This is a genomic window from Virgisporangium ochraceum (assembly GCF_016863655.1).
Taxonomy (GTDB): Bacteria; Actinomycetota; Actinomycetes; order Mycobacteriales; family Micromonosporaceae; genus Virgisporangium; species Virgisporangium ochraceum.
This window is the reverse complement of sequence record NZ_BOPH01000093.1, coordinates 26,165-46,179: the sequence shown is the minus strand read 5'-3', so window position 1 is coordinate 46,179 and position 20,015 is coordinate 26,165. Positions and strand designations below refer to the sequence as shown.

General features: G+C 72.6%; 13 protein-coding genes. 9 read left to right on the top strand and 4 right to left on the bottom strand.

The features are described 5' to 3' along the window. Window positions 1-57 precede the first annotated feature (57 nt). The 3 genes from Voc01_RS34120 to Voc01_RS34110 are packed head-to-tail and all read left to right on the top strand — an operon-like array spanning window position 58 to window position 4,609. Complete coding sequence (locus tag Voc01_RS34120) at window positions 58-2,739, top strand: helix-turn-helix transcriptional regulator (RefSeq protein WP_203931766.1); 2,682 nt, start codon at window positions 58-60, stop codon at window positions 2,737-2,739. A 24-nt stretch (window positions 2,740-2,763) separates the two neighbouring features. Then, window positions 2,764-4,044, top strand: a complete 1,281-nt coding sequence (locus Voc01_RS34115) for a nicotinate phosphoribosyltransferase (protein ID WP_373873906.1) — start codon at window positions 2,764-2,766, stop codon at window positions 4,042-4,044. A 1-nt stretch (window position 4,045) separates the two neighbouring features. Further along, window positions 4,046-4,609 carry an isochorismatase family protein gene (locus Voc01_RS34110; protein ID WP_203931764.1) on the top strand — a complete coding sequence of 188 codons (564 nt, stop codon included), beginning with the start codon at window positions 4,046-4,048 and terminating at the stop codon, window positions 4,607-4,609. 120 nt (window positions 4,610-4,729) lie between these two features. Here Voc01_RS34110 and Voc01_RS34105 read toward each other — a convergent pair whose 3' ends face one another. Next, window positions 4,730-5,113, bottom strand: coding sequence for an STAS domain-containing protein (locus tag Voc01_RS34105; RefSeq protein WP_203931763.1), 384 nt, complete (start codon window positions 5,111-5,113; stop codon window positions 4,730-4,732). Between the two features lie 350 nt (window positions 5,114-5,463). Between Voc01_RS34105 and Voc01_RS34100 the strand changes: the two genes are divergently transcribed. Then, window positions 5,464-6,201 carry an outer membrane protein assembly factor BamB family protein gene (locus Voc01_RS34100; protein ID WP_203931762.1) on the top strand — a complete coding sequence of 246 codons (738 nt, stop codon included), beginning with the start codon at window positions 5,464-5,466 and terminating at the stop codon, window positions 6,199-6,201. A gap of 405 nt (window positions 6,202-6,606) precedes the next feature. On the opposite strand, the gene ctaD is transcribed toward Voc01_RS34100, so the two are convergent. After that, window positions 6,607-8,355, bottom strand: a complete 1,749-nt coding sequence (gene ctaD, locus Voc01_RS34095; protein WP_203931761.1) for an aa3-type cytochrome oxidase subunit I — start codon at window positions 8,353-8,355, stop codon at window positions 6,607-6,609. Window positions 8,356-8,559: 204 nt separating this feature from the next. Between ctaD and Voc01_RS34090 the strand changes: the two genes are divergently transcribed. The 5 genes from Voc01_RS34090 to Voc01_RS34070 all read left to right on the top strand — a co-directional run bounded on the left by Voc01_RS34090 (window position 8,560) and on the right by Voc01_RS34070 (window position 14,398). Beyond that, a complete protein-coding gene (locus Voc01_RS34090) occupies window positions 8,560-11,199 on the top strand; it encodes a hypothetical protein (RefSeq protein WP_203931760.1) in 2,640 nt (879 codons plus the stop codon). A 19-nt stretch (window positions 11,200-11,218) separates the two neighbouring features. After that, window positions 11,219-11,863 (top strand): ABC transporter ATP-binding protein, encoded by a 645-nt coding sequence (locus tag Voc01_RS34085; protein WP_203931759.1) that lies wholly within the window; start codon window positions 11,219-11,221, stop codon window positions 11,861-11,863. Next, entirely contained in the window at window positions 11,860-12,540 is a 681-nt protein-coding gene (locus tag Voc01_RS34080; protein ID WP_203931758.1) for an ABC transporter ATP-binding protein, read from the top strand. Before Voc01_RS34085 ends, Voc01_RS34080 begins: the two co-directional genes overlap by 4 nt. Before the next feature lie 111 nt (window positions 12,541-12,651). Beyond that, window positions 12,652-13,275, top strand: a complete 624-nt coding sequence (locus Voc01_RS34075; protein WP_203931757.1) for a winged helix DNA-binding protein — start codon at window positions 12,652-12,654, stop codon at window positions 13,273-13,275. A gap of 163 nt (window positions 13,276-13,438) precedes the next feature. Continuing rightward, complete coding sequence (locus Voc01_RS34070) at window positions 13,439-14,398, top strand: TolB-like translocation protein (protein ID WP_203931756.1); 960 nt, start codon at window positions 13,439-13,441, stop codon at window positions 14,396-14,398. Window positions 14,399-14,441: 43 nt separating this feature from the next. Here the strand turns inward: Voc01_RS34070 and Voc01_RS34065 are convergent, their stop codons facing one another. Beyond that, window positions 14,442-16,142, bottom strand: a complete 1,701-nt coding sequence (locus Voc01_RS34065) for an ATP-binding protein (RefSeq protein ID WP_203931755.1) — start codon at window positions 16,140-16,142, stop codon at window positions 14,442-14,444. 36 nt (window positions 16,143-16,178) lie between these two features. After that, window positions 16,179-19,925, bottom strand: coding sequence for a pullulanase-type alpha-1,6-glucosidase (gene pulA, locus Voc01_RS34060; RefSeq protein ID WP_239160663.1), 3,747 nt, complete (start codon window positions 19,923-19,925; stop codon window positions 16,179-16,181). Between the last annotated feature and the right edge of the window lie 90 nt (window positions 19,926-20,015).

Below are 20,015 nucleotides of genomic sequence, written 5' to 3'. Positions count from 1 at the left end.
TCACTTGGGTACACGTGCGGGCGCGCAGAGTGATGGCAATGTCTATATGCTCCGCCCGTGGCCCCGTGGACATTCGTCGGACGTGCGGAAGAAGCGCGTCACCTCACCGATGCCGCCACGGGTGCCACCGGTCGGGGACTGATCATTGGTGGCGCATCAGGAATTGGCAAGAGTCGATTATTAAGATCGGTTACCGAGGCGCTCGACCCGGCCCGGTACCCGCTCGTATCGGTCACCGGTACCGCCGCCACCGCCGCGCTTCCGCTGGCCAGCCTCGCCCCGGCGCTGCCCGGCGACCTCGTCATCAGCGCCCAGAACGGTGCCGGTCCCAACGTCGTCGCGAGCCACGCCGGGCTCGTGCGGTGGGCGCTCGACGCCGTGCACCGCCTCGGCGGCGGCCGGCCGGTCGTCGTCGCCGTCGACGACGCCCACCTGCTCGACCCGCTGTCGGCGGCGCTGGTGCACCACCTCGCCCGCACCCGCCAGGCCACGGTGATCGGCACGGTCCGTTCGGGTGCGCCGACACCCGACCCGGTGCGGGCGCTGTGGATCGACGACCTCGTCGACCGCGTCGACCTCGGCCCGATGACCGCCGGCGACACCACCGAGCTGCTCGAAGCCGTGCTCGGCGGCCCGGTCGAGCCCCGCTCGGCCGGCCGGCTGTGGCGGCTGGCGACCGGCAACACGCTGCTGCTGCGGGAACTCGTCACCGCCGCGCGGGCCGGCGGCGAGCTGGTCGAGGCGTACGGCGTCTGGCGCTGGACCGGCGGGTTCGCGCTCACGCCCACCCTCACCGACGTCGTCGACCACCGCATCGGCCCGCTCGACCCGGCCGTGCGCGACGTGCTCGAACTGGTCGCGTTCGGCGCGCCGATCGGGCTGCCGCTGCTCGTCAAGGCCACCGACAGCGCCGCCGCCGAGCAGGCCGAGGAGCGCGGCCTCATCGAGGTGACCCGCGACGACCGCCGCACCACGGTCCGGCTGGCGCACCCGCTCTACGGCGAGGTCGTCCGCCGGCGGTGCCCGTTCACCCGGGCGCGGCGCCTGCGGGCCGACCTCGCCCACCTGATCGAGGCCACCGGTGCCCGCCGCGCCGGCGACGCGTTGCGCATCGCCGCCTGGCGGGTCGACAGCGACACCGCCACCGATCCGGGCCGGCTCCTGCGTGCCGCCCGGTCGGCGTTCCTGGGCAACGACCTGCCGCTGGCCGCCCGGCTCAGCAGGGCCGCGCTCGCCGCCGGCGGCGGCTTCGGCGCCACCGAGGTGCTGGCGACCGCGTTGTTTCTCACCGACCGGCCGGGCGACGCCCTCGCCGCGCTCGACGACAGCCCGGGCGGCGGGCGAAGTGACAGCCCGGGCGACAGGCCAGGTGACAGAACCAGCGGCTGGCCCACCCGCCGCGTGGCCGATCGCCTGCGGTGGAGCCTGCTGCACCGGGCCGTGTCGTACTGGGGTTGCTTCCACGGCGGGGCGCGCGAAGCTGGTACGTACCCGGGCCACCCGCACGTGCGTCCCATCGAACTGAGCTGGACGCGGGCGCTGGAGGCGCTGATGCGCCTGCACCACGGCGAACCCCGCGCCGCGCGGCGGCTCGCCGGCGAGGTCCTCGACGAGCCGGCGAGCGGGCCGGGCGCGCGGGCCGTCGCCCGCGCGGCGCTGGCCCATCTGCTCGCCGCCGGCGGCGCACCGGCGCGGGCCCGCGCGATGGTGGCCACGATCGACACCCGCAACCCGTACCTGGGCCTCGCCGCGGAGCTCGCGCACGGAACGGCCCTGGTCATCGCCGGTGACCTGGCGGCCATCGACGCGCTGGCCGGCGCCTCCGACGGCGACGGGGTCACGGTGCGGGCCGGATACCGGGCCGTGCTCGCCGCGCAGGCGGCGCGGCTCCGCGGCCGGCTCGCCGCCGCCGGCCGGCTCGCGGCCGAGGCGTGCGCGCTGCTGTCTCCGGGACGCGCGTACGCGGCGCTCGCGCACGCCGAGCGCGCCCACATCGCCGCGCTGTGCGGGGACGCGACGCTCGCACAGGCCGCCCTGGCCGAGGCCGACGCGCAGCGGGTGCCCGCGATGGCGGTGCTGGACCCCTGGCTGGAGCACGCCCGGGCCTGGGTGGCGGTGGCTCTTGGCGAGCAGGCCGAGGGCGTCGCGGTGCTGCGCCGCCTCGCCACCCGCCTCGCCGACGACGGGTTCCACGGGCACGAACTGCTCGCCCAGCTCGACCTGGTGCGGCTCGGCGCCGCCGGCGACGTGGCCCGGCGGGTGCAGTGGCTGGCCGCCTACTCCGACAACGCCCTCGCCGAGACGGTCACCTGGTACGCCGACGCGATGGCCCGCCGCGACGGGCCAGCGCTGCTCGGTGCCATGGAGCGCTTCCAGCGGCTCGGGATGACCCTGTACGCGGCCGAAGCCGCCGCGGCCGCGGTGAGCCTGCTCCGGGCGGTCCGCTCGGCCGCCGCCGGCGGCGCCGCCGAGGAGCTGGCCGCGCTGCTGGCCGCGTGCGCCGGCGCCCGGACCCCGGCACTGCGCGTCAAGCAGCCGGCCCTCACCAACCGGGAACGCGAGATCGCGTTGCTGGCCGCCGACGGGGTGGCGAGCAAGGAGATCGCGGAGCAGCTGTTCCTGTCCTCGCGCACGGTCGACAACCACCTGATGCGCGTCTACGCGAAGCTCGGCGTGAGCGGACGCAGCGAACTCGCCACCGCGCTGCGCGCCCTCCCCGATCTCGCCGGCGGCTCCTGAGGAGTGATTAGGCTCTGAGACGTGATCACGTCTCTGCTGACCGACCACTACGAGTTGACCATGCTCAGCGCCGCGCTCCGCGACGGGTCCGCGGAGCGGCCCTGCGTGTTCGAGGTGTTCGCCCGGCGCCTGCCGTCGGGGCGGCGGTACGGGGTGGTGGCGGGCACCGCCCGCGTCGTCGAGGCGGTCGCGAACTTCCGGTTCGGGCCCGACGAGATCGACTTCCTGCGATCGGCCGGCGTGGTCGGCGACGAGACGTTGGCGTGGCTGTCGGACTACCGGTTCTCCGGCGACATCGACGGCTACGCCGAGGGCGAGCTGTTCTTCCCCGGGTCGCCGATCCTCACCGTCAGCGGAACGTTCGCCGAGTGCGTCGTCCTCGAGACCCTGATCCTGTCGATCCTCAACCACGACGCGGCGATCGCGGCGGCCGCCGCCCGCATGGTGACCGCGGCGCGGGGCCGGCCGATCATCGAGATGGGCTCGCGGCGCACGCACGAGGAGGCCGCCGTCGCGGCCGCGCGGGCCGCGTACCTGGCCGGCTTCGCGACGACGTCGAACCTCGCCGCCGGCGCCCGGTACGCCATTCCCACGGCGGGCACCGCCGCGCACGCGTTCACGCTCCTGCACGACGACGAGCCGGCCGCGTTCGCCGCACAGGTCGCCGTGCTCGGACCGGGAACGACGCTGCTGGTCGACACGTACGACATCACCGCGGGCATCCGCAACGCCGTGGCGGTGGCCGGCCCGGCGCTGGGCGCGGTGCGCATCGACTCGGGCGACCTGTCGGTGCTGGCCGGGCACGCGCGCGAGCTCCTCGACTCGCTCGGCGCCACCGAAACGAAGATCATCGTGTCGGGCGACCTCGACGAGTACGCGATCGCGGCGCTGGCCGCCGAGCCCGTCGACGGGTACGGCGCCGGCACGGCGGTGGTCACCGGCTCCGGCGCCCCCACGGCCGGGCTGGTGTACAAGCTGGTCGAGGTCGCCGGCAGGGCGGTGGTGAAGCGGTCGGAGAACAAGGCGACGGTCGGCGGGCGGAAGACCGCCGTCCGGCGGCACAAGCCGACCGGCACGGCCGTCGAGGAGGTCGTGGCGGCGCAGTGCACGCCGACCCCGATGACCCACGACCGCGCCCTGCAACGGTCGTTCATCCGCGCCGGCGAGTTCCAGGACCTGCCGACGCTCGCGGAGTCGAGGGAACTGCTGCGGCAGAATCTGATCTCGATTCCGTGGGAAGGTCTCAAGCTGTCGGCTGGCGACCCGGCGGTTCCCGTGACGGTTGTGCCCTCAGGAGGTTCGTGAGATGACCCGCGCACTGATCGTGGTGGACGTACAGAACGACTTCTGCGAGGGCGGCTCGCTGGCCGTGGCCGGCGGCGCGTCGGTGGCTTCGTCGGTGTCGTCGCTGATGGGCTCGTACGACCACGTGGTGGCGACGAAGGACTACCACGTCGACCCGGGCGCCCACTTCGGCAACCCGCCCGACTTCGTGGACTCGTGGCCGGTGCACTGCGTGGTCGGCACCGGCGGGGTGGAGTTCCACCCGGCGCTGTCGACCGACCGGGTGGAGGCCGTGTTCACCAAGGGCGAGCACGCCGCCGCGTACTCGGGGTTCGAGGGCTTCAACGGCTCGCAGAGGCTGGCCTCGTGGCTGCGCGAGCGCGGGGTCACCGAGGTCGACGTGGTGGGCATCGCCACCGACCACTGCGTGCGCGCCACGGCACTCGACGCGGCCCGGGAGGGCTTCGCGACCACGGTGCTGCTCGACCACACCGCCGGGGTGGCGGAGGCGACGGTGTCGACGGCACTCGACCAGCTCCGCGACGCGGGAGTGACCCTGGTGGGCACCCCGATCGTGCGGTCCTGAGCCGGCCCCCGGTGCTGGCCGCGGGCGCGGCGCGGGCACCGACGGTGGGCGCGGCGCGGGCGGCCGGAAAGAGAAGGCCTCAGGCCGGCGGACCGGCCCGAGGCGACGCGTGATCCGGTGCTAGACCGGTTGGATGGCTGCCTGGCCAGGAACCACCTGGCCGGGTAGCCGGCGCTGGGCGACGACGCCCGCCGGAGCAGGTACCCCGAGAACGTCGGACACCCCGAGCACCGAGAACAGCCGCGCGATGAACGGGTTGACGTCGCGGAGCAGCATGCGTACGCCGAAGTCGGCGCAGATGCGGCTCGCCACGACCAGCGTGCCGACTCCCGTGGAGTCGAGGAACGAGACCTCTTTCAGGTCGACGACGAGCACCTTGAACTCGCCGGCGGCCAGCAGCGCGGATACCTCTTCGCGGAACTGTTGTGCGGTGGTGTAGTCCACCTCGCCGCGCAGGGTGATGACGAAGGTGCGGTCGGCCTGCGCGCCTGTCTTGATCGACAAACTCACTGCGTTCGCTCCCGAGGAAACGTTCACCAGGGTTGGTGCCCTAGGAAAGGTGAGCGTAGCGGACGCCCGCCCCCCGCGCCAGCATCGGAATCACGCACGGTCACCCTCCGGGTCAATTACCGTCACGCTCCGGCGACACCCCACAACGAGATCACCGACGATTTGGCGGTTCGGCGGCTTCCACAACCCCCATGATCAGCGCATTCCGCGGGTCGAGACCTTCCGATCGTCGATCACCGTCTACTTCCCGGGTTTCCTGTGAGTTCTCAGATAATGACCCGGACGGGTGGCCGCCGGTCCGGCCCGATCCGGAAAATCGACTTCCGCTGATACGGTCGGCGACCATGCCCCGGGTCCGCACGAACGCGCTGGTCGCCGCCCTGCTCACGGTCGCGCCGGCGGCCGCGTGCACGCTCGACGCGGCGCCGGCCGGGGTCGACGGCGGAGACCGGCGCACGCCGGTCTGGTCGGTGGAGGTGCCCGCCGACCTCGGCCGGCCCCGGTCGGGCCAGGCCACGGGCGACGCGGTCGTCGTGCAGGGCGAGACCGGGGTGGTGGTTCTCGCCCGGTCCGACGGCGCGGTGCGCTGGCGGCAGGTGGCCCCCGCCGCGGCGACTGCCGAGGTCGTGGCGGTCACGGGCACCACACTGGTCGTCCGGGACCGCGACCACCTCACGCTGGTCGATCTCACCACCGGCACCGAGCGCGGCACGGTCCGCTCGGCCTCGCCCGTCGCGCGGGTGACGCCCACCGGCGTGTACGTCGACGACGCCGCCGGCTCCCGGCGGATGGTGGTGGCCTACGACCTGGCCGGCAACCGGCGGTGGCAGCACGACCTCGGGGGCGTCGTCGACCTGACCACGCGTCCGGACGTCGGGTTCTCCGCTCCGTTCGCGCCGATGCCCGACGGGCCGCCGCTGCTGGTGACGGTGCGGCCGTCCGTCGAGGAGCCGTTCGAGGTGGTGAGCCGCTGGTCGGCACCGGTCGGGGGCAACCTGCTCGGCGCCTCCCCGGACGGCGTGGTGACCTGGACCAACGACCTCACCGGTCGGGCACGGGGGAAGGTCAACTACTTCGACTGACGGTGCGGATGTCGGGGTCGGCGACTGCGCGCCGAGGAACGACGCGGTGCACCGGCCGCGCCACACCGACCGTGAGGGCCACGCCACACCGACCGATACGGCCCCTCGGGGCTGGCCGCCTCGGAGGTGCGTCGGCGATCGGCACGACCGTGCCGCGGCTGTCCCGGTCCTCGGGTGAACGGTCGGTCCGGTGGTGGCCGGCTACCGGATGTCACCGGACGGGTGACGCCGCCCGGGCCCGGCGACCACTTCAAGATCGTGTTCTGAGGAAGGAAAGTGAAGTCCCACTGCAGGTTCTTTCCTCAAATGACGATCATGGAGGTTCGGCGGCGATCGGCGGTCGCCCGCCGGAGCACCCCGAACCCGGAAACGAAAAGACCCCCACCTCGGTGGGGGCCTTTCACGTCAGTGCCGGGACGGCGTGTCCTCCTCGTAGGTGGCACCACCGTCGCTCTCGGAGGACAGGGGCTTGGCACCACCCGGCGGTGGGCTCTTCAGGGAGTGGCCGGGAGCGTGCTCGGGGAACTTCGCGTCGAAGGCGGGCCGCTCGGAGCGGATCCGCGGCATGCGGTCGAAGTTGCGCAGCGGGGGCGGGCAGCTCGTGGCCCACTCCAGCGACATCCCGTGACCCCACGGGTCGTCGACCTCGACGACCCGGCCGGCCTTGTACGACTTGTAGCAGTTCCAGATGAACGGCAGCGTCGAGGCGCCGAGGATGAACGCGCCCACGGTGGAGATCATGTTCCAGGTGGTGAAGCCGTCGCCCACCTGGTAGTCGGCGTACCGGCGGGGCATGCCGCGGTTGCCCAGCCAGTGCTGGATCAGGAACGTGGTGTGGAACCCGATCATGGTCAGCCAGAAGTGGATCTTCCCTAGGCGCTCGTCGAGCATGCGGCCGAACATCTTCGGGAACCAGAAGTAGACGCCGGCGAACACCGCGAACACGATCGTGCCGAAGAGCACGTAGTGGAAGTGCGCCACCACGAAGTAGCTGTCGGACACGTGGAAGTCGATCGGCGGGCTGGCGAGCAGCACGCCCGACAGGCCACCGAAGAGGAACGTCACCAGGAAGCCGACCGCGAAGAGCATCGGCGTCTCGAACGTCAGCTGGCCGCGCCACATCGTGCCGATCCAGGTGAAGAACTTCATACCCGTGGGCACGGCGATCAGGAACGTGAAGAACGAGAAGAACGGCAGGAGCACCTGGCCGGTGGCGAACATGTGGTGCGCCCACACCGCCAGCGACAGGCCCGCGATGGCGATCGTCGCGCCGACCAGGCCCTTGTAGCCGAAGATCGGCTTGCGGCTGAAGACCGGGATGACCTCGCTGATGATGCCGAAGAACGGCAACGCGATGATGTACACCTCGGGATGGCCGAAGAACCAGAACAGGTGCTGCCACAGCATGGGTCCGCCGGTTTCGGTGGCGAACACGTGCGCACCGAGCCGCCGGTCGGCCTCCAGCGCGAACAGCGCGGCCGCGAGCAGCGGGAACACCATGATCACCAGGAGGCTGGTGATGAGGATGTTCCAGGTGAAGATCGGCATCCGGAACATCGTCATGCCGGGCGCCCGCAGCGTGAGGATCGTGGTGATCATGTTGACGCCGCCGAGGATCGTGCCCAGACCCGACAGGGCCAGACCGACGATCCACATGTCGGCGCCGACGCCCGGCGAGTGCGTGCCGTCGGAGAGCGGGGTGTAGGCCGTCCACCCGAAGTTGGCGGCGCCGCCCGGCGTGAAGAAGCCGAGCACGGCCAGCGTGCTGCCGAACGCGTAGAGCCAGTACGCGAACGAGTTCAACCGCGGGAACGACACGTCGGGCGCGCCGATCTGCAGTGGCACCACGAAGTTGCCGAAGGCGAACACGATCGGCGTCGCGAAGAACAGCAGCATGATCGTGCCGTGCATCGTGAACAGCTGGTTGTACTGGTCGACCGAGAAGATCTGGAGCTCGGGCCGGGCCAGCTCGGCGCGCATCAGCAGCGCCAGGAACCCGCCCACGAAGAACCAGACGAACGACGTGACCAGGTACATCAGGCCGATCAGCTTGGCGTCGGTGGTGCGCAGCAACCGGCCGACCATCGAGCCCTTCACGGCCCGCCGGACCGGATAGGGCCGGGTCTGGATCGGCTTTGGTGCGACGGTGGTCACGAACGGCCTCCTGCGCGCAAGCACCGGGATTTCCCCGCACCCGGCGCGTTGAACTGCGGTTCTGCTGTCGTCCGCAGAATAGTCCTCTCGGGACGGCCGGGCAGGCGCGGGGTCAATTACCGCGCGGCGTGGGTCACGTTTTGATATCGGACGCAGCCGGCGCGCACAGGAGCGAGTCACTACAAGACCAGTGATAGGAGGACGATGACGCCCTGGCTCCGCGCACCGCTACTGCTGTTCACCCGTCCCGGCGTAGCGTTCGCGCTGCTGGCCGCCGCCTTCGTCGCGACACTGCCCGCGGCGGCGGCCCCGTTGTTCCTCTCCTCCGCGCGCAACGCCGCGCTCTCGAACCAGATCTCCCAGTCGTGCCAGTGGAGCGCCGGCGCGCACGTCACCGCGACGCTCGGGTTCGGCCAGCTGCCCCCCGGCACCGCGGCGCCCGGCAGCCCCGCCGAGCTGATCGCGTACCGGGAGAACAAGATGGCCGCGCTGAAGCCCGAGGGGCTCGGCGACCCGGTGAACAGCGTGTGGATGACCACCGGCGGCGCCAGCGGCACCAAGGACCTCGGCCCCGTCAACGTCATGACCCGGGACGGGTTCGCCGACCACGTGCGGGTCGACAGCGGCGGCACCGGTCCCGGCGTGTGGCTGCCCAACCGCTTCGCCGAGCAGAACGGGCTGAAGGTCGGCGACCAGTTCACGATCGTCGGCTACAGCCGCAGCACCGTCGGGGCCGGCGGCGGCACGCAGGCGGCGCGCAACGCCACGGTGCCGGTCGCGGCGATCTACACCGACCTGCGCAGCTTCCCGCTCGACCCGTACTGGTGCGCCCACCGGGTGCTGTACGAGGGTGAGCCCGGCCAGGAGTTCTCCAACCGTCCCATCGCTCCGCTGGTGCTGATGGACGAGCCGACCTACATGAGCCAGGCGCTCGCGGTCAGCGCCCCGCAGATCCGGCACGAGGCCGACTACCTGCTGCGCGACCCCGGGCTGGACGTCGGCCGGGCCGCCGACCTCGCGGCCGGGGTCGAGCACATGCGGCAGGAGCTGCAGAAGGACCCGATGACCAACGCGGGCCTGACGTTCATCGGCTACATGTCGCAGTACGTGCCGCGCACCGACCTGGTGCGCCGCAGCCTCGTGCCGCCGGTGGTGGCGATCACCGCGGCCGGCGTCGCCGTGGGCCTGCTGGTGGTCGCGGCCGCGGCCATGTTCTGGGTGCAGCGGCGGCGCCGGGAGCTGACGGTGCTGGCCGCGCACGGCGTGGGCCCGGTTCCGCTGGGCTTCAAGGCGCTGCTGGAGGCGCTGCCGGCGCTCGTGGCCGGTGCGGCGCTCGGCTGGTGGTCGGCGTTGCTGCTGGTGCGCAACGTCGGGCCGTCGCCGGTCCTCACCGCCGACGCCCGGCCGCGGTCGCTGCTGGCGGCCGCGGCGGCGCTGGCGGCGGCGCTCGCGGTGGTCGCGGTCGCGGCCGGCATGCGGTCGCGGTGGCTCACCGACGTGGTGACCAGGCACCGGCGCGTCCAGCTGTTCCGGCTGCCGTGGGAGCTGCTCCTGGTGGCGGCCGGGGTCGGCGCCTGGTTCCTGCTGAGCGACAGCACCGAGGTGAAGGCCGACGGGTTCGGCACGGTCGCGCAGGTGCCCGGCCGGCTGCTCATCGTGCCGATCCTGGTGATCATCGGGCTGGCCGCGTTCGGTGGCCGGCTCGGCACCCGGTGGCTGCGGCGGCGGGCCAGGCATCCCGGGTCGACGCGGCCGGCGCTGTTCCTGGCGGGCCGGCGGCTCAGCCGGGAGGCGGCGATCGCCGCGATGCTCGCCGGCGCCACGGCCGTGCCGATCGCGTTCGCCGCGTACGGGGCCACGGTGAACGGCTCGGTGCGCGCGACCCTGCAGGCCGAGGCCGGGTTCATGGTCGGTGCCGACGTCGTGGTCACGCTCGCGCAGCCGGCGGCCGTGCCGCCGTCGCTCGCGGACAGCACCACCGAGGTGACGCGCGTGAGCGGCGTCCTGGTCGGTGGCGTGCAGACCGACATCCTCGTAATCGACCCGGCGACGTTCACCCGCCGCTCCGCGTGGGACGACCGTCCGATAGGCATTGCCGACGACGAGGCCATGAGGATCGTCCGGGACGGTGGCGCGGTCGGTGCCCGTCCCTTGAAGGGCGGCGAGCAGCAGCTCACGTACGTGGGGCGGGAGTACCCGTCGATGCGGGTCACCCGGGTCGACCTGCTGATGGCGAGCCAGGGCAGCTACCCCACGATGCTGGTCTCCCGGGAGACCGCCGGCGACCTGGTGCAGCGCGGCACGCCGCAGCTATGGATCCACGGCGACGCGGCGGAGATCCGCAAGGCGCTTGCCGGGTCGGGGCTGCCGGTGGCGCGCATCGCGGTGGCGCGGGAGCTCTACGGCGACACCGTGTTCGAGGCGGTCACCTACACGTTCGACTACCTGGCCGCGTTGTCGCTGCTCACCGGCCTGATCACGGCCGTGGGGCTGCTGCTGTACCTGGAGAGCCGGGCACCGGCGCACCGCCGCGGGTACGCGTTGCTGCGCCGGATGCGACTGCGGCCGCGGTCGCATCGCGCGGCGCTCGCCGTCGAGCTGTCGGCGCCGCTCGTGGCCGGGCTCGCCGGCGGGACCGCGCTGGCGTTCGGAATCGTGTCGGTCGTGTCCGACGAGTTCGAGATCAACACGACGCTGCCACCGGGTACGGTCGTCGCCGTTCCGTATCCGGTGCTGGCCGTGACGGCGGCGGCGGTGGCCGTCATCGCGCTGCTCGCCATCGGTTACGCCCAGCGCCGGGTAGGCAGGGCCACTCCCGCGGAGGTGCTACGTGAAGTCGCCTGAAGCTGTGACGTGCCGGGGCGTGGAGCGGGCCTACCACCTCGACGCCACCGACGTGCCGGCGCTGCGCGGGGTCGACCTCGTTCTGGAGCGCGGGTCGTTCACGGCGCTGGTGGGTCCGTCGGGGTCGGGGAAGTCGACGCTGCTGCGGCTGCTCGCGTGCGTCGACCGCGCCGACAACGGCGAGGTGCTGATCGACGGCACCGACGTCACCCGGCTCTCGCGTGGGCGCCGTGTGAAGATGCGGCGCAAGCGGATCGGCTACATGTTCCAGAGCCCGGCCGACAACCTGCTCGAGTACCTCACGGTGCGCCAGCACCTCGAGCTGGGCGCGAGGCTGCGCGGTCTGCGTGGCTACAAGGGCGAGGTGACCGCGATGCTGGAGCGCCTCGGCCTGCCCGACCGGGCCGACCACCTGCCGCACCAGCTCTCCGGTGGCGAGCAGCAGCGCACGGCGATCGGGTTCGCGGCGATCGGGCCACCGGCGGTGCTGGTCGCCGACGAGCCCACCGGCCAGCTCGACCACGGCACGGTCGACTCGGTGCTCGCGGCGTTCGCCGTCCTCGCCGAGACCGGCGTGGCGGTGGTCGCCGCCACCCACGACCCGGCCGTGGCGAGCCGGGCCGACCAGGTGATCCAGATGCGCGACGGGCAGGTGGTCACATGACGGTCGTGGTGGAGAACCTCACAAAGAGGTTCCGGCGCGGGTCGGAGACGGTCACCGCGCTCGACGACGTCTCGCTGGTGCTCGCGCCGGGCGAGCTGACCGTGGCCGCCGGGCCGTCCGGGTCCGGCAAGACCACGCTGCTGTCGATCATGGCCGGCTTCGAGACGGCCGACGCCGGCACGGTCCGGTTCGACTCGCCGCTGCCCACCGGCTCCGACCCGCTGGCGATGACGTGGCGCGACCTGGCGTTCGTCCCCCAGGCGCTGGCCCTGCTCGACGAGATGAGCGTGCGCGAGAACGTCGACCTGCCGGCACTCCTCGACCCGCCGGCCGCGGCCGAGCGCGGCGAGCCCGCCGACGACCTGCTGGCGAGGTTCGAGATCGGGCACCTGGCCGACCGGTACCCGTCGATGACCTCGGGCGGCGAGCAGCAGCGCACGGCGGTGGCCCGGGCGCTGCGCCTGCATCCGCCGCTGCTGCTGGGCGACGAGCCCACCGGCCACCAGGACCGCGGCCGCATCGAGCTTGTGATCGGCATCCTGCGGGCGCACGCCTACGCCGGGAACGTGGTGCTGATCTCCAGCCACGACGAGGCGGTGATTTCCGCCGCCGACCGGGTACTGACCCTCGCCGACGGTCGGCTTATGTCGGACAAGCGGACCGGGGTGCGCCGCTAGGGCGTGTCCGGTGGATCCTTGCCGGACACGCCCTAGGTTCGACACAGGTCATCGACGCAACTACAGTGACGAAAGTTTCCACTGTTCGCAGTTCGTTGATCACTCAAAGCCATGATCTTCCTGGGGGGAACCGTGGACGCCGACTCCCTCACCAGCCGGCTCGCCGCCGGGCTGGTCCGCGTCGCGGTCACCACGCAGACCGACACCGTGGCGCCGGGCGAGGACCCCGAGGTCGAGCGCACCGTCGCCCAGCAGCAGATGCTGCTTCTGCTGGCCCGGCGCGCGGAGACCTACCGGCTCACCGAGCTGGCCAACCTGCTCGGCATGACCGTGCGGACGGCCGTGTCCACGAGCGGCGCGCTGGCCCGCGAAGGGCTGGTGCAGATGCGGCCCAGCCCGTCCTACGCGCCCGACGAGGTGCGGATCTTCCTGACCGCCAAGGGCCGGGCCGCCGTTCCCGACCTGGCGAACTGGGCCGACGCCCTGCTGGGTGAGGTGCAGAACCTCGACGAGGCCGCGCAGGAGAAGGTGCTGAACCTGGTCACCGACCAGATCGCCCAGCTCCAGCGGGCCGGCCGCATCCCGGTCACGCGGATCTGCCTGACCTGCCGCTACTTCGACGGCTACGCGCACCCCGGCACGAACCTTCCGCACCACTGCCACCTGGTGGACGCGCCGTTCGGCTACCGGGAGCTGCGCCTGCGCTGCCCCGAACAGACGCCCCCGGCCAACTGAACGGCCGATAGCACCGCAAAACGCCCATCTCCGACGCCCCGTCAGACGACGATGGCGGAAGTTGCCGCGCGGTTTGCTTCAGGTCGCACAGGGGTGCGCCGAAGCTCTGGGCGAAGGCGAGCAGGACGGTTGCGAGCCGGTCGCACGTAAGGGGAACGAAGCGATGTTCAGGAACCTCCGCATCACGCTCATCGCCGCCGCCGGCGTCTTCGCCGGTGGCACCGCCCTCCTGGTCGGCGCGCCCGCGCAGGCCGCTGAGACCCCCGCGACCCCCGTGACCCTCGACAAGGCCGTCGCCTACGCCCGGGACGGCGCGATCTACACCAGCAAGGGCGCCGACGAGACCCGGCTCACCGCCGCCGACCGGAACAGCCGCCCGCGCTGGTCGACCGACGGCCGCACGATCGCCTACGTGCACGCCGGCGAACTGTGGCAGATGAACGCCGACGGCACCGCCCAGCACCGGGTGACCGAGGGCCGGGCGGCCGGGGCGGCCTTCTCCCCCGACGGCCAGTGGATCGCCTACTCGGCGCCGGCGTGCCTCGGCGGTCCCGGCGTCTACCGGGTGCGCGCGGCCGCGCCGCACGGGGTCCCGGAGGTTCTGTTCCCCGCCGCCTGCCGCGAGCAGGAACTGCCGGCGCCGACCGCACCGACCACGACGGACGCGACCGCCCTCACCGAGCGCCTGCGCACCGACGACGCCATCGCCTGGGCCCCCGACGGCAAGCGGATCGCGTTCCGCGGCGGCGACTGCGAGAGCGTCTTCGACGACTGCCTGAGCCTCGGCAACATCGAGACCGGCATGGAGCGCGCGCTGGCCGGCTTCGGCGGAGGCGGCTCGGACGACGGCTTCGCGGTGGTGCCGGCGTACCGCCCCGACGGCGCGAAGGTCGCGTGGACCACGTACGACGGCACCGCGATGACGATCACCGAGGCCGCCGCCGACGGCACCCAGCGCCGCCAGATCGGCGCCAGCAACGACCGGGAGCTCGCCTACGTCGACGCCGGCAAGGCGCTGGTGACCGCGAAGCACCAGGGCCGCTCGTGGGTCACGCTGGTCGACCTGAACACCGGCGCCCGCGTCCCGTTGAAGGCGGGCTCGCAGCCCAGCGTCCAGCCCTAAGGCTTGCAGAGAGGAAGGGACCCGCTCAGGCGGGTCCCTTTCTTCATGTGGAGAGCGGCAACCGGATCCGGAACGTCGACCCGTGGCCGAGCTTCGAGCAGACCGTGATGGACCCGCCGTGCTCCTCGACGATCCGCCGCGCGATCGTCAGCCCGAGCCCGGCACCCTGCACGGCGGCCCGGGTGGCCTGGCTGGTGCGGAAGAACCGGTCGAAGAGGCGGGGCAGGTCGTCCTCCTCGATGCCGACGCCCTCGTCGACGACGGCCAGCTCCACCTCGCCGTCGGTGCGGCTGACGAAGACCCGGATCGCGGCGCCGTCGGGGCTGAACTTCACCGCGTTGGTCAGCAGGGCGCGGGCGGCCTTCTCCAGGTGCGGCGCGTCGGCGAGCACCGGGTCGAGGTCCGGGTCGATGCCGACCTCGATGCGCTGCGACCGGGCCTCGGCCAGCCCGCTCACCCCGGAGACCACGCGGTTCACCAGCTCCGGCAGCGCGGTGGGTTCGAGGTCCAGGTGCAGGTTGCCGGCGTCCATCTGGTTGACCAGGAGCAGGTCCTCGATCAGCGCCCGGAGCCGGCCGGCGTTGCGGGCCATCGTCTGCAGCATCCGCTGCTGGTGCACCGGCACGTCGCCGGCGTCGCCGTCGAGCAGCAGCTCGAGGTAGCCGCTCATGCTGGTCAGGGGCGTGCGCAGCTCGTGCGACACGGTCGCCACGAAGTCGTCCTTGGCCTGGTCGAGCGCCTCCAGGCGGGTCGCGTTGGCCCGTTCCCGCTCCAGCGCCTCGCGCAGCGCCTCCTCACCCCGCCTGCGGGCCCGGATGTCGTGCAGGAACGCGTTGAACGTCCAGGTGTCGCCGTCGCGGCGGGCCCAGATCGCCAGCTCCACCGGGAACTCGCCGCTGTCGGGCCGCCAGGCGGGCACCTCGATCCGCGTGCCGATCACCTTCTTGACGCCGGTGGCGAGGAACCGGGCCATCCCGCTGCGGTGGGCGTCGCGCAGGGCCGGCGGCACGATCGTCTCGGCCAGCGACTGGCCGAGCGCCAGGTCGCGGGGCACCCCGAACATCTGCTCGGCCGCGGCGTTCCAGGCCCGGATCATGCCCTCGGCGTCCATCTCGACGAACGCCTCGGCGGAGGTCTCGATGATCTCCTCCAGGCGGCGGGCGCCCGCCTCCACGTCGCGCTGGCTCTGCACCCGGTCGGCCACCCGGCCGAGCTGGGCGCCGATCGTGCCGAGGACCCGGAGCAGATCCGCGTCGGGCTCCATCCGCACCTGGCTGAAGAACTCGAGCGCCGCGACGACACCGGAACCGCCGAGCACCGGGAACGCCATCGCCGACGCGATGCCGAGGTCCTCGCCGCCCTTGGAGCGGACGAAGTCGGGATCGGCCACGACGTCGGCCGACCACTCCGGCGTCCGGCTCACCGCCACCATGCCGGGCAGCCCGACGCCCAGCGGGAACCTGGTCCTCGCGGTCACCCGGCGCAGCGCGCCGAAGTCGGCCGCGCCGGCGCTCGGCAGCGCCCAGATGCCGCTGGAGACGAGCGTCGTCGGGTCGTCGGCCTCGGGGACGCAGAGGTGGCCGGCCGGCCAGCCGGTGAACCGGCAGACGGCGTGCAGCGCGACGCCGCCCGCCTCCTCGACGGAGTCGGCCTCGTTCGCCGCGCGGGCGACCTCTTCGAGCAGCATCAGCAGCGCCGACCCCGAGGGGCCGGCGTGCCGCACCGCGAACTGTGCGTCCGTCATCGCCCCTCTAGCCTGACGGCGAAACTGCGAGAAAACTCAGGTTTGGACGAATACCGCGACCGTCCGCGCCGGCACCGTGAACGTGCCCGCCTCGAACCGCGCCCGCCGCACGACCGCGTCGGCGCCCCTCTCCTGCACCGGGTGCAGCGCGACGCGGGCGCTCTCCAGGGCCTCGACGCGCTGCGTCTGCTCCCGCGGCGTCGCGTTGAACACCACCACGATGCTCTTCCACCGCCGGTCGACGCCGCGCGCGTCGAGCGTCATCGTGATCACCCCTGGCGTTGCCGACGGGCCCGCGAGCGGGAACGCCAGCCGCCGCTGGACCTCGGCGGCCGTCGGCAACGCGAACACCGGCGACGACCAGCGCACCGCGAGCAGGTCGGCGTAGCGTTCGGCGCTCGCGGTGACCTCGCCGCAGCCTGGCACCAGGGCCGGGTCGGCGAGCAGGGGACGCGCGTACGGCCACTTGTCGGCGTTGTCGGGCGCCGGCGGCAGCCCGTGGCCGAACCCGTTGCCGTCACGGCAGTTCCACCGGATCGCGTTGAACCAGTCACCGGAGTTGTAGGAGTTGCGGTCGAGCGACTTCGACCGCAGGAGGTCGGACCCGGCGGTGACGAACCCGGTGCCCTGGCCGAGCACGGTGGTACCCAGCGACAGCGTCTGCATCCGCCCCCGGTCGGCCGCGCCGGTGCCCTGCGGCAGCTTGAACGCCAACGCGTCGTACAGGATCTCGTTGTCGTGCGCGTCGACGTAGGTCACCGCCTCGGCCGGCGCGGCCGTGTACCCGGCGGGGGAACCGTTGTAGTCGACCTGCTCACCGGTGACGGTGCGCCCGTCCGACGCCGTGAACCGGTAGTCGCGCAGGTTTCCGGCCAGCCCCAGCTGCACCACGTCGTGGTAGTGCAGGAGGCGGTTGCGCTGGTCGGTCTCGGATCCGTTGACCGGGTCGCCGTTCGGGTCGGTGAACAGGCCCGACCCGAAGCCCTGCAGGCGCGGGTTGGCGTCGAACGGGCCGCCGCCGCGCACCGCGTCGCGCAGCCGGTCGGAGAACGTGGCGATGCCGGTGCCGGCCATGTTCCGCTGCGTCGCCTGCTCGAACCGCTGGTTGCCGGACACCTCGCCGAAGTCCCAGCCCTCGCCGTACAGCAGGATCCGCTTGCCGTCGACGCCGTCGCGCTGGAGGGTCAGCTCGTCGAGGGCCTTGCGCACCGCGAGCATGTTCGCCTTCGGGTGGTGACCCATGAGGTCGAACCGGAAACCGTCCACTTTGTACTGTCGGGCCCACAGCACCACCGAGTCGACGACGAGCTTGCCCATCATCATGTGCTCGGGTGCCGTGTTGGCGCAGCACGTGGAGTTCGCGACCGTGCCGTCGTCGAGCAGCCGCTGGTAGTACCCCGGCACGATCTGGTCGAGCACCGAGTACCGGTGCGTGCCCGCCGCGGGCGTGTGGTTGTAGACCACGTCGACCACGACCCGCAGGCCCGCCTGGTTGATCCCGGCGACCGCCTGCCGCAGCTCCCGGGTGCGCGCCGGACCGTCGGGGTTCGTGGCGTACGAGCCCTCCGGTGCGTTGTAGTGGAACGGGTCGTAGCCCCAGTTGTAGCCGTCGGTGTCCTTGACCTGTTCGACGCACGCCTGCTGCTGCTCGGAGTCGGGCGGCAGCGCGGCGAGGTCGCAGGGCGGCTGCTGCTGGTCGCCGCGCCGCTCGGGGATCGTCGCGATGTCGAAGACCGGCAGCAGGTGCACGTAGTTGGCGCCGGCCCGCGCGAGGCTCCGCAGGTGCCGCATGCCCCTGCTGTCGCGGTCGGCGAACGCCAGGTAGGTGCCGCGGTGCCCGGCCGGCACGGAGTCGTCGGCGACCGAGAAGTCGCGGACGTGCACCTCCTGGATCTGCGGCCGCGCCGGCAGCGCCGGCTTGCGCAGCCCGCGCCATCCCGGTGGGGCGAGCGCGGGGTCGGCGAGGTCGACCAGTTGGCTGTGCGTCGAGTTCGCCGACAGCGCGACGGAGTACGGGTCGGTGACGCTCGCCGTGACCACTGCCTGCGCGGCCGGCTGCCACGCGGTCACCTTGAACCGGTAGTACTTCCCGCTCCACGCCCGCTCGCCGGTGACCTTCCAGACGCCGGTGGCGTCGTCGCGCCGCATCTGCCGCACGGCGGCGCTTCCCGACGGCGTGTCGAACAGCTCGAGCTCCACGGTGCGGGCGGTCGGCGCCCACACGGCGAGCGACGGCCGTCCACTGTGGAACTGCGGGCCGAGCCGCTCGGTGGCGGCCCGCCGGTAGACGTCGTCGAGCGCGCCGGGGATCTGCACCCCGGTCGCGAGCGTCAGGTTCCCGCCTTCGTACTCCGCGAACACCAGCTGCGAACGCAGCGCCTCGACCACGCGGTCGCGGTCGGCCGGGTCGACGCTGAACGCGGTGTACGCCCACAGGTGCGGGTACTTCCGCCGCTGCGCCTCGGTGAGCGCGCCGGCCGGCTGCAGCCGGATCGGGGTGCCGCCGACGAGCTGACCGTCCACAGTGGAGATCCGGCCGGCCGGGTCGTAGCGCAGTTCGTACCGCCTACCGTCGGTGTGGTCTGTGCCGTTTCCCGGGCGGACCGCGATCGTGTCGCGGTCGAGCCAGACCGCGCGCTGCCGGGTGATGTCGGTGTCGGGGGCGTCGAACGACATGGGGAGCAGGTACCTCGGTTGGCCGGACAGGATCCACACTTCGGAGCCGACCCCGGCCAGGTCGAGGAACTGGTCGTCCGGGAGGTCCTTGGTGTCGCCTTTGTGAACTATGTATGCCAGGGTGGTGGCGCCGCTCGCCAACGGTACCCGGAACACCGCACCGAAACCGTCGATCCGCTCGGGTGGCAGCGGCTCCGTCCAGGTCGTGGGACCGGCCGCGCCGTCCCACACGTGCAGGCCCCAACCGGCGTAGTCGCCGTCGGCGCGGCGGTAGTGGAGGACGGCCTCGTTCCGCGCCGCGGCCTCGCTCCGGTGCACCGCCGGGTCACCCGGCTTCACCCACGCCTCCCCCTGCCGCTCCGGCGTCAGCGTGAGGTCGTTCACCGGGTCCTTGATGTCTCCACTGTGGACGATGAAGTTGAACGCCGCGGCCGGGTCGCCCACCGGCACGTTCCAGTACGCGCCGAACGCGTCGGTGCCGTCGGGCGGGCGCGGCGCCGCCCAGTCGGTACGCGCCTCCGCGGCCACCCCGTCACCCCACAGGTGCAGACCCCAACCGAGCTCCGTGCCCAATGCGCCCGCCCCCGCGGGCGCGTGCCTCGGGGCCTCCGCGGCGCCGCCTTCCCTCGTCGCTCCGGTCGCTACGCTCCCTGCACTCCTCAGTCCAGGCGACGCCGGCCCCGAGGCCCTCCCATAGTGGATGGTGACGGTGCCGGTCGCGGCGGCGCGGGAGGCGTGCGCGTCCCGGTCACCCTGCCGGAGCCAGACCTCGGCGGACCGCGACGTGTCGACGACGGCGGTGAGGTCGGTGACCCCGTTCGCGTCGACCACGCCGATCTCGACGCTGCCGCCGGGGTTGGCGACCCAGGCGAACCGGCCGTAGGTGTCCTCCCCTGCGAACGGGTAGGTGACGCCGCCGACCTCCAGCAGCCAGCCGGTGTAGTCACCCGCCGGGCGCTGGTAGTGGACGACGAGGTACCCGTCGGTGTCCGCCGGCGCGGCGGTGACCGGCGTACCGACCAGGAGCATCGCCAGCACCGCGACCACGACCCGGAACCCGCGGCCCCACCGGACCCGCACCGGAAACGCCGGCAGAGTGTAGGGCATGACGGCGCCTCCCGAGGTCGATTCCGTGGGCGGAACCTATCGGCGTTCGTCACTCGATCACAAGCCTGAGTCCTAGTTCACGCCCACTGG

What these genes read in the sequence shown, in the direction of transcription:
- Voc01_RS34080 (WP_203931758.1), top strand. Translation starts at nt 11,860, where the DNA reads ATGACGGTCGTGGTGGAGAACCTCACAAAGAGGTTCCGGCGCGGGTCG.
- Voc01_RS34065 (WP_203931755.1), bottom strand. Translation starts at nt 16,142, where the DNA reads ATGACGGACGCACAGTTCGCGGTGCGGCACGCCGGCCCCTCGGGGTCG.
- Voc01_RS34075 (WP_203931757.1), top strand. Translation starts at nt 12,652, where the DNA reads ATGATCTTCCTGGGGGGAACCGTGGACGCCGACTCCCTCACCAGCCGG.
- Voc01_RS34070 (WP_203931756.1), top strand. Translation starts at nt 13,439, where the DNA reads ATGTTCAGGAACCTCCGCATCACGCTCATCGCCGCCGCCGGCGTCTTC.
- Voc01_RS34100 (WP_203931762.1), top strand. Translation starts at nt 5,464, where the DNA reads ATGCCCCGGGTCCGCACGAACGCGCTGGTCGCCGCCCTGCTCACGGTC.
- Voc01_RS34110 (WP_203931764.1), top strand. Translation starts at nt 4,046, where the DNA reads ATGACCCGCGCACTGATCGTGGTGGACGTACAGAACGACTTCTGCGAG.
- Voc01_RS34090 (WP_203931760.1), top strand. Translation starts at nt 8,560, where the DNA reads ATGACGCCCTGGCTCCGCGCACCGCTACTGCTGTTCACCCGTCCCGGC.
- pulA (WP_239160663.1), bottom strand. Translation starts at nt 19,925, where the DNA reads ATGCCCTACACTCTGCCGGCGTTTCCGGTGCGGGTCCGGTGGGGCCGC.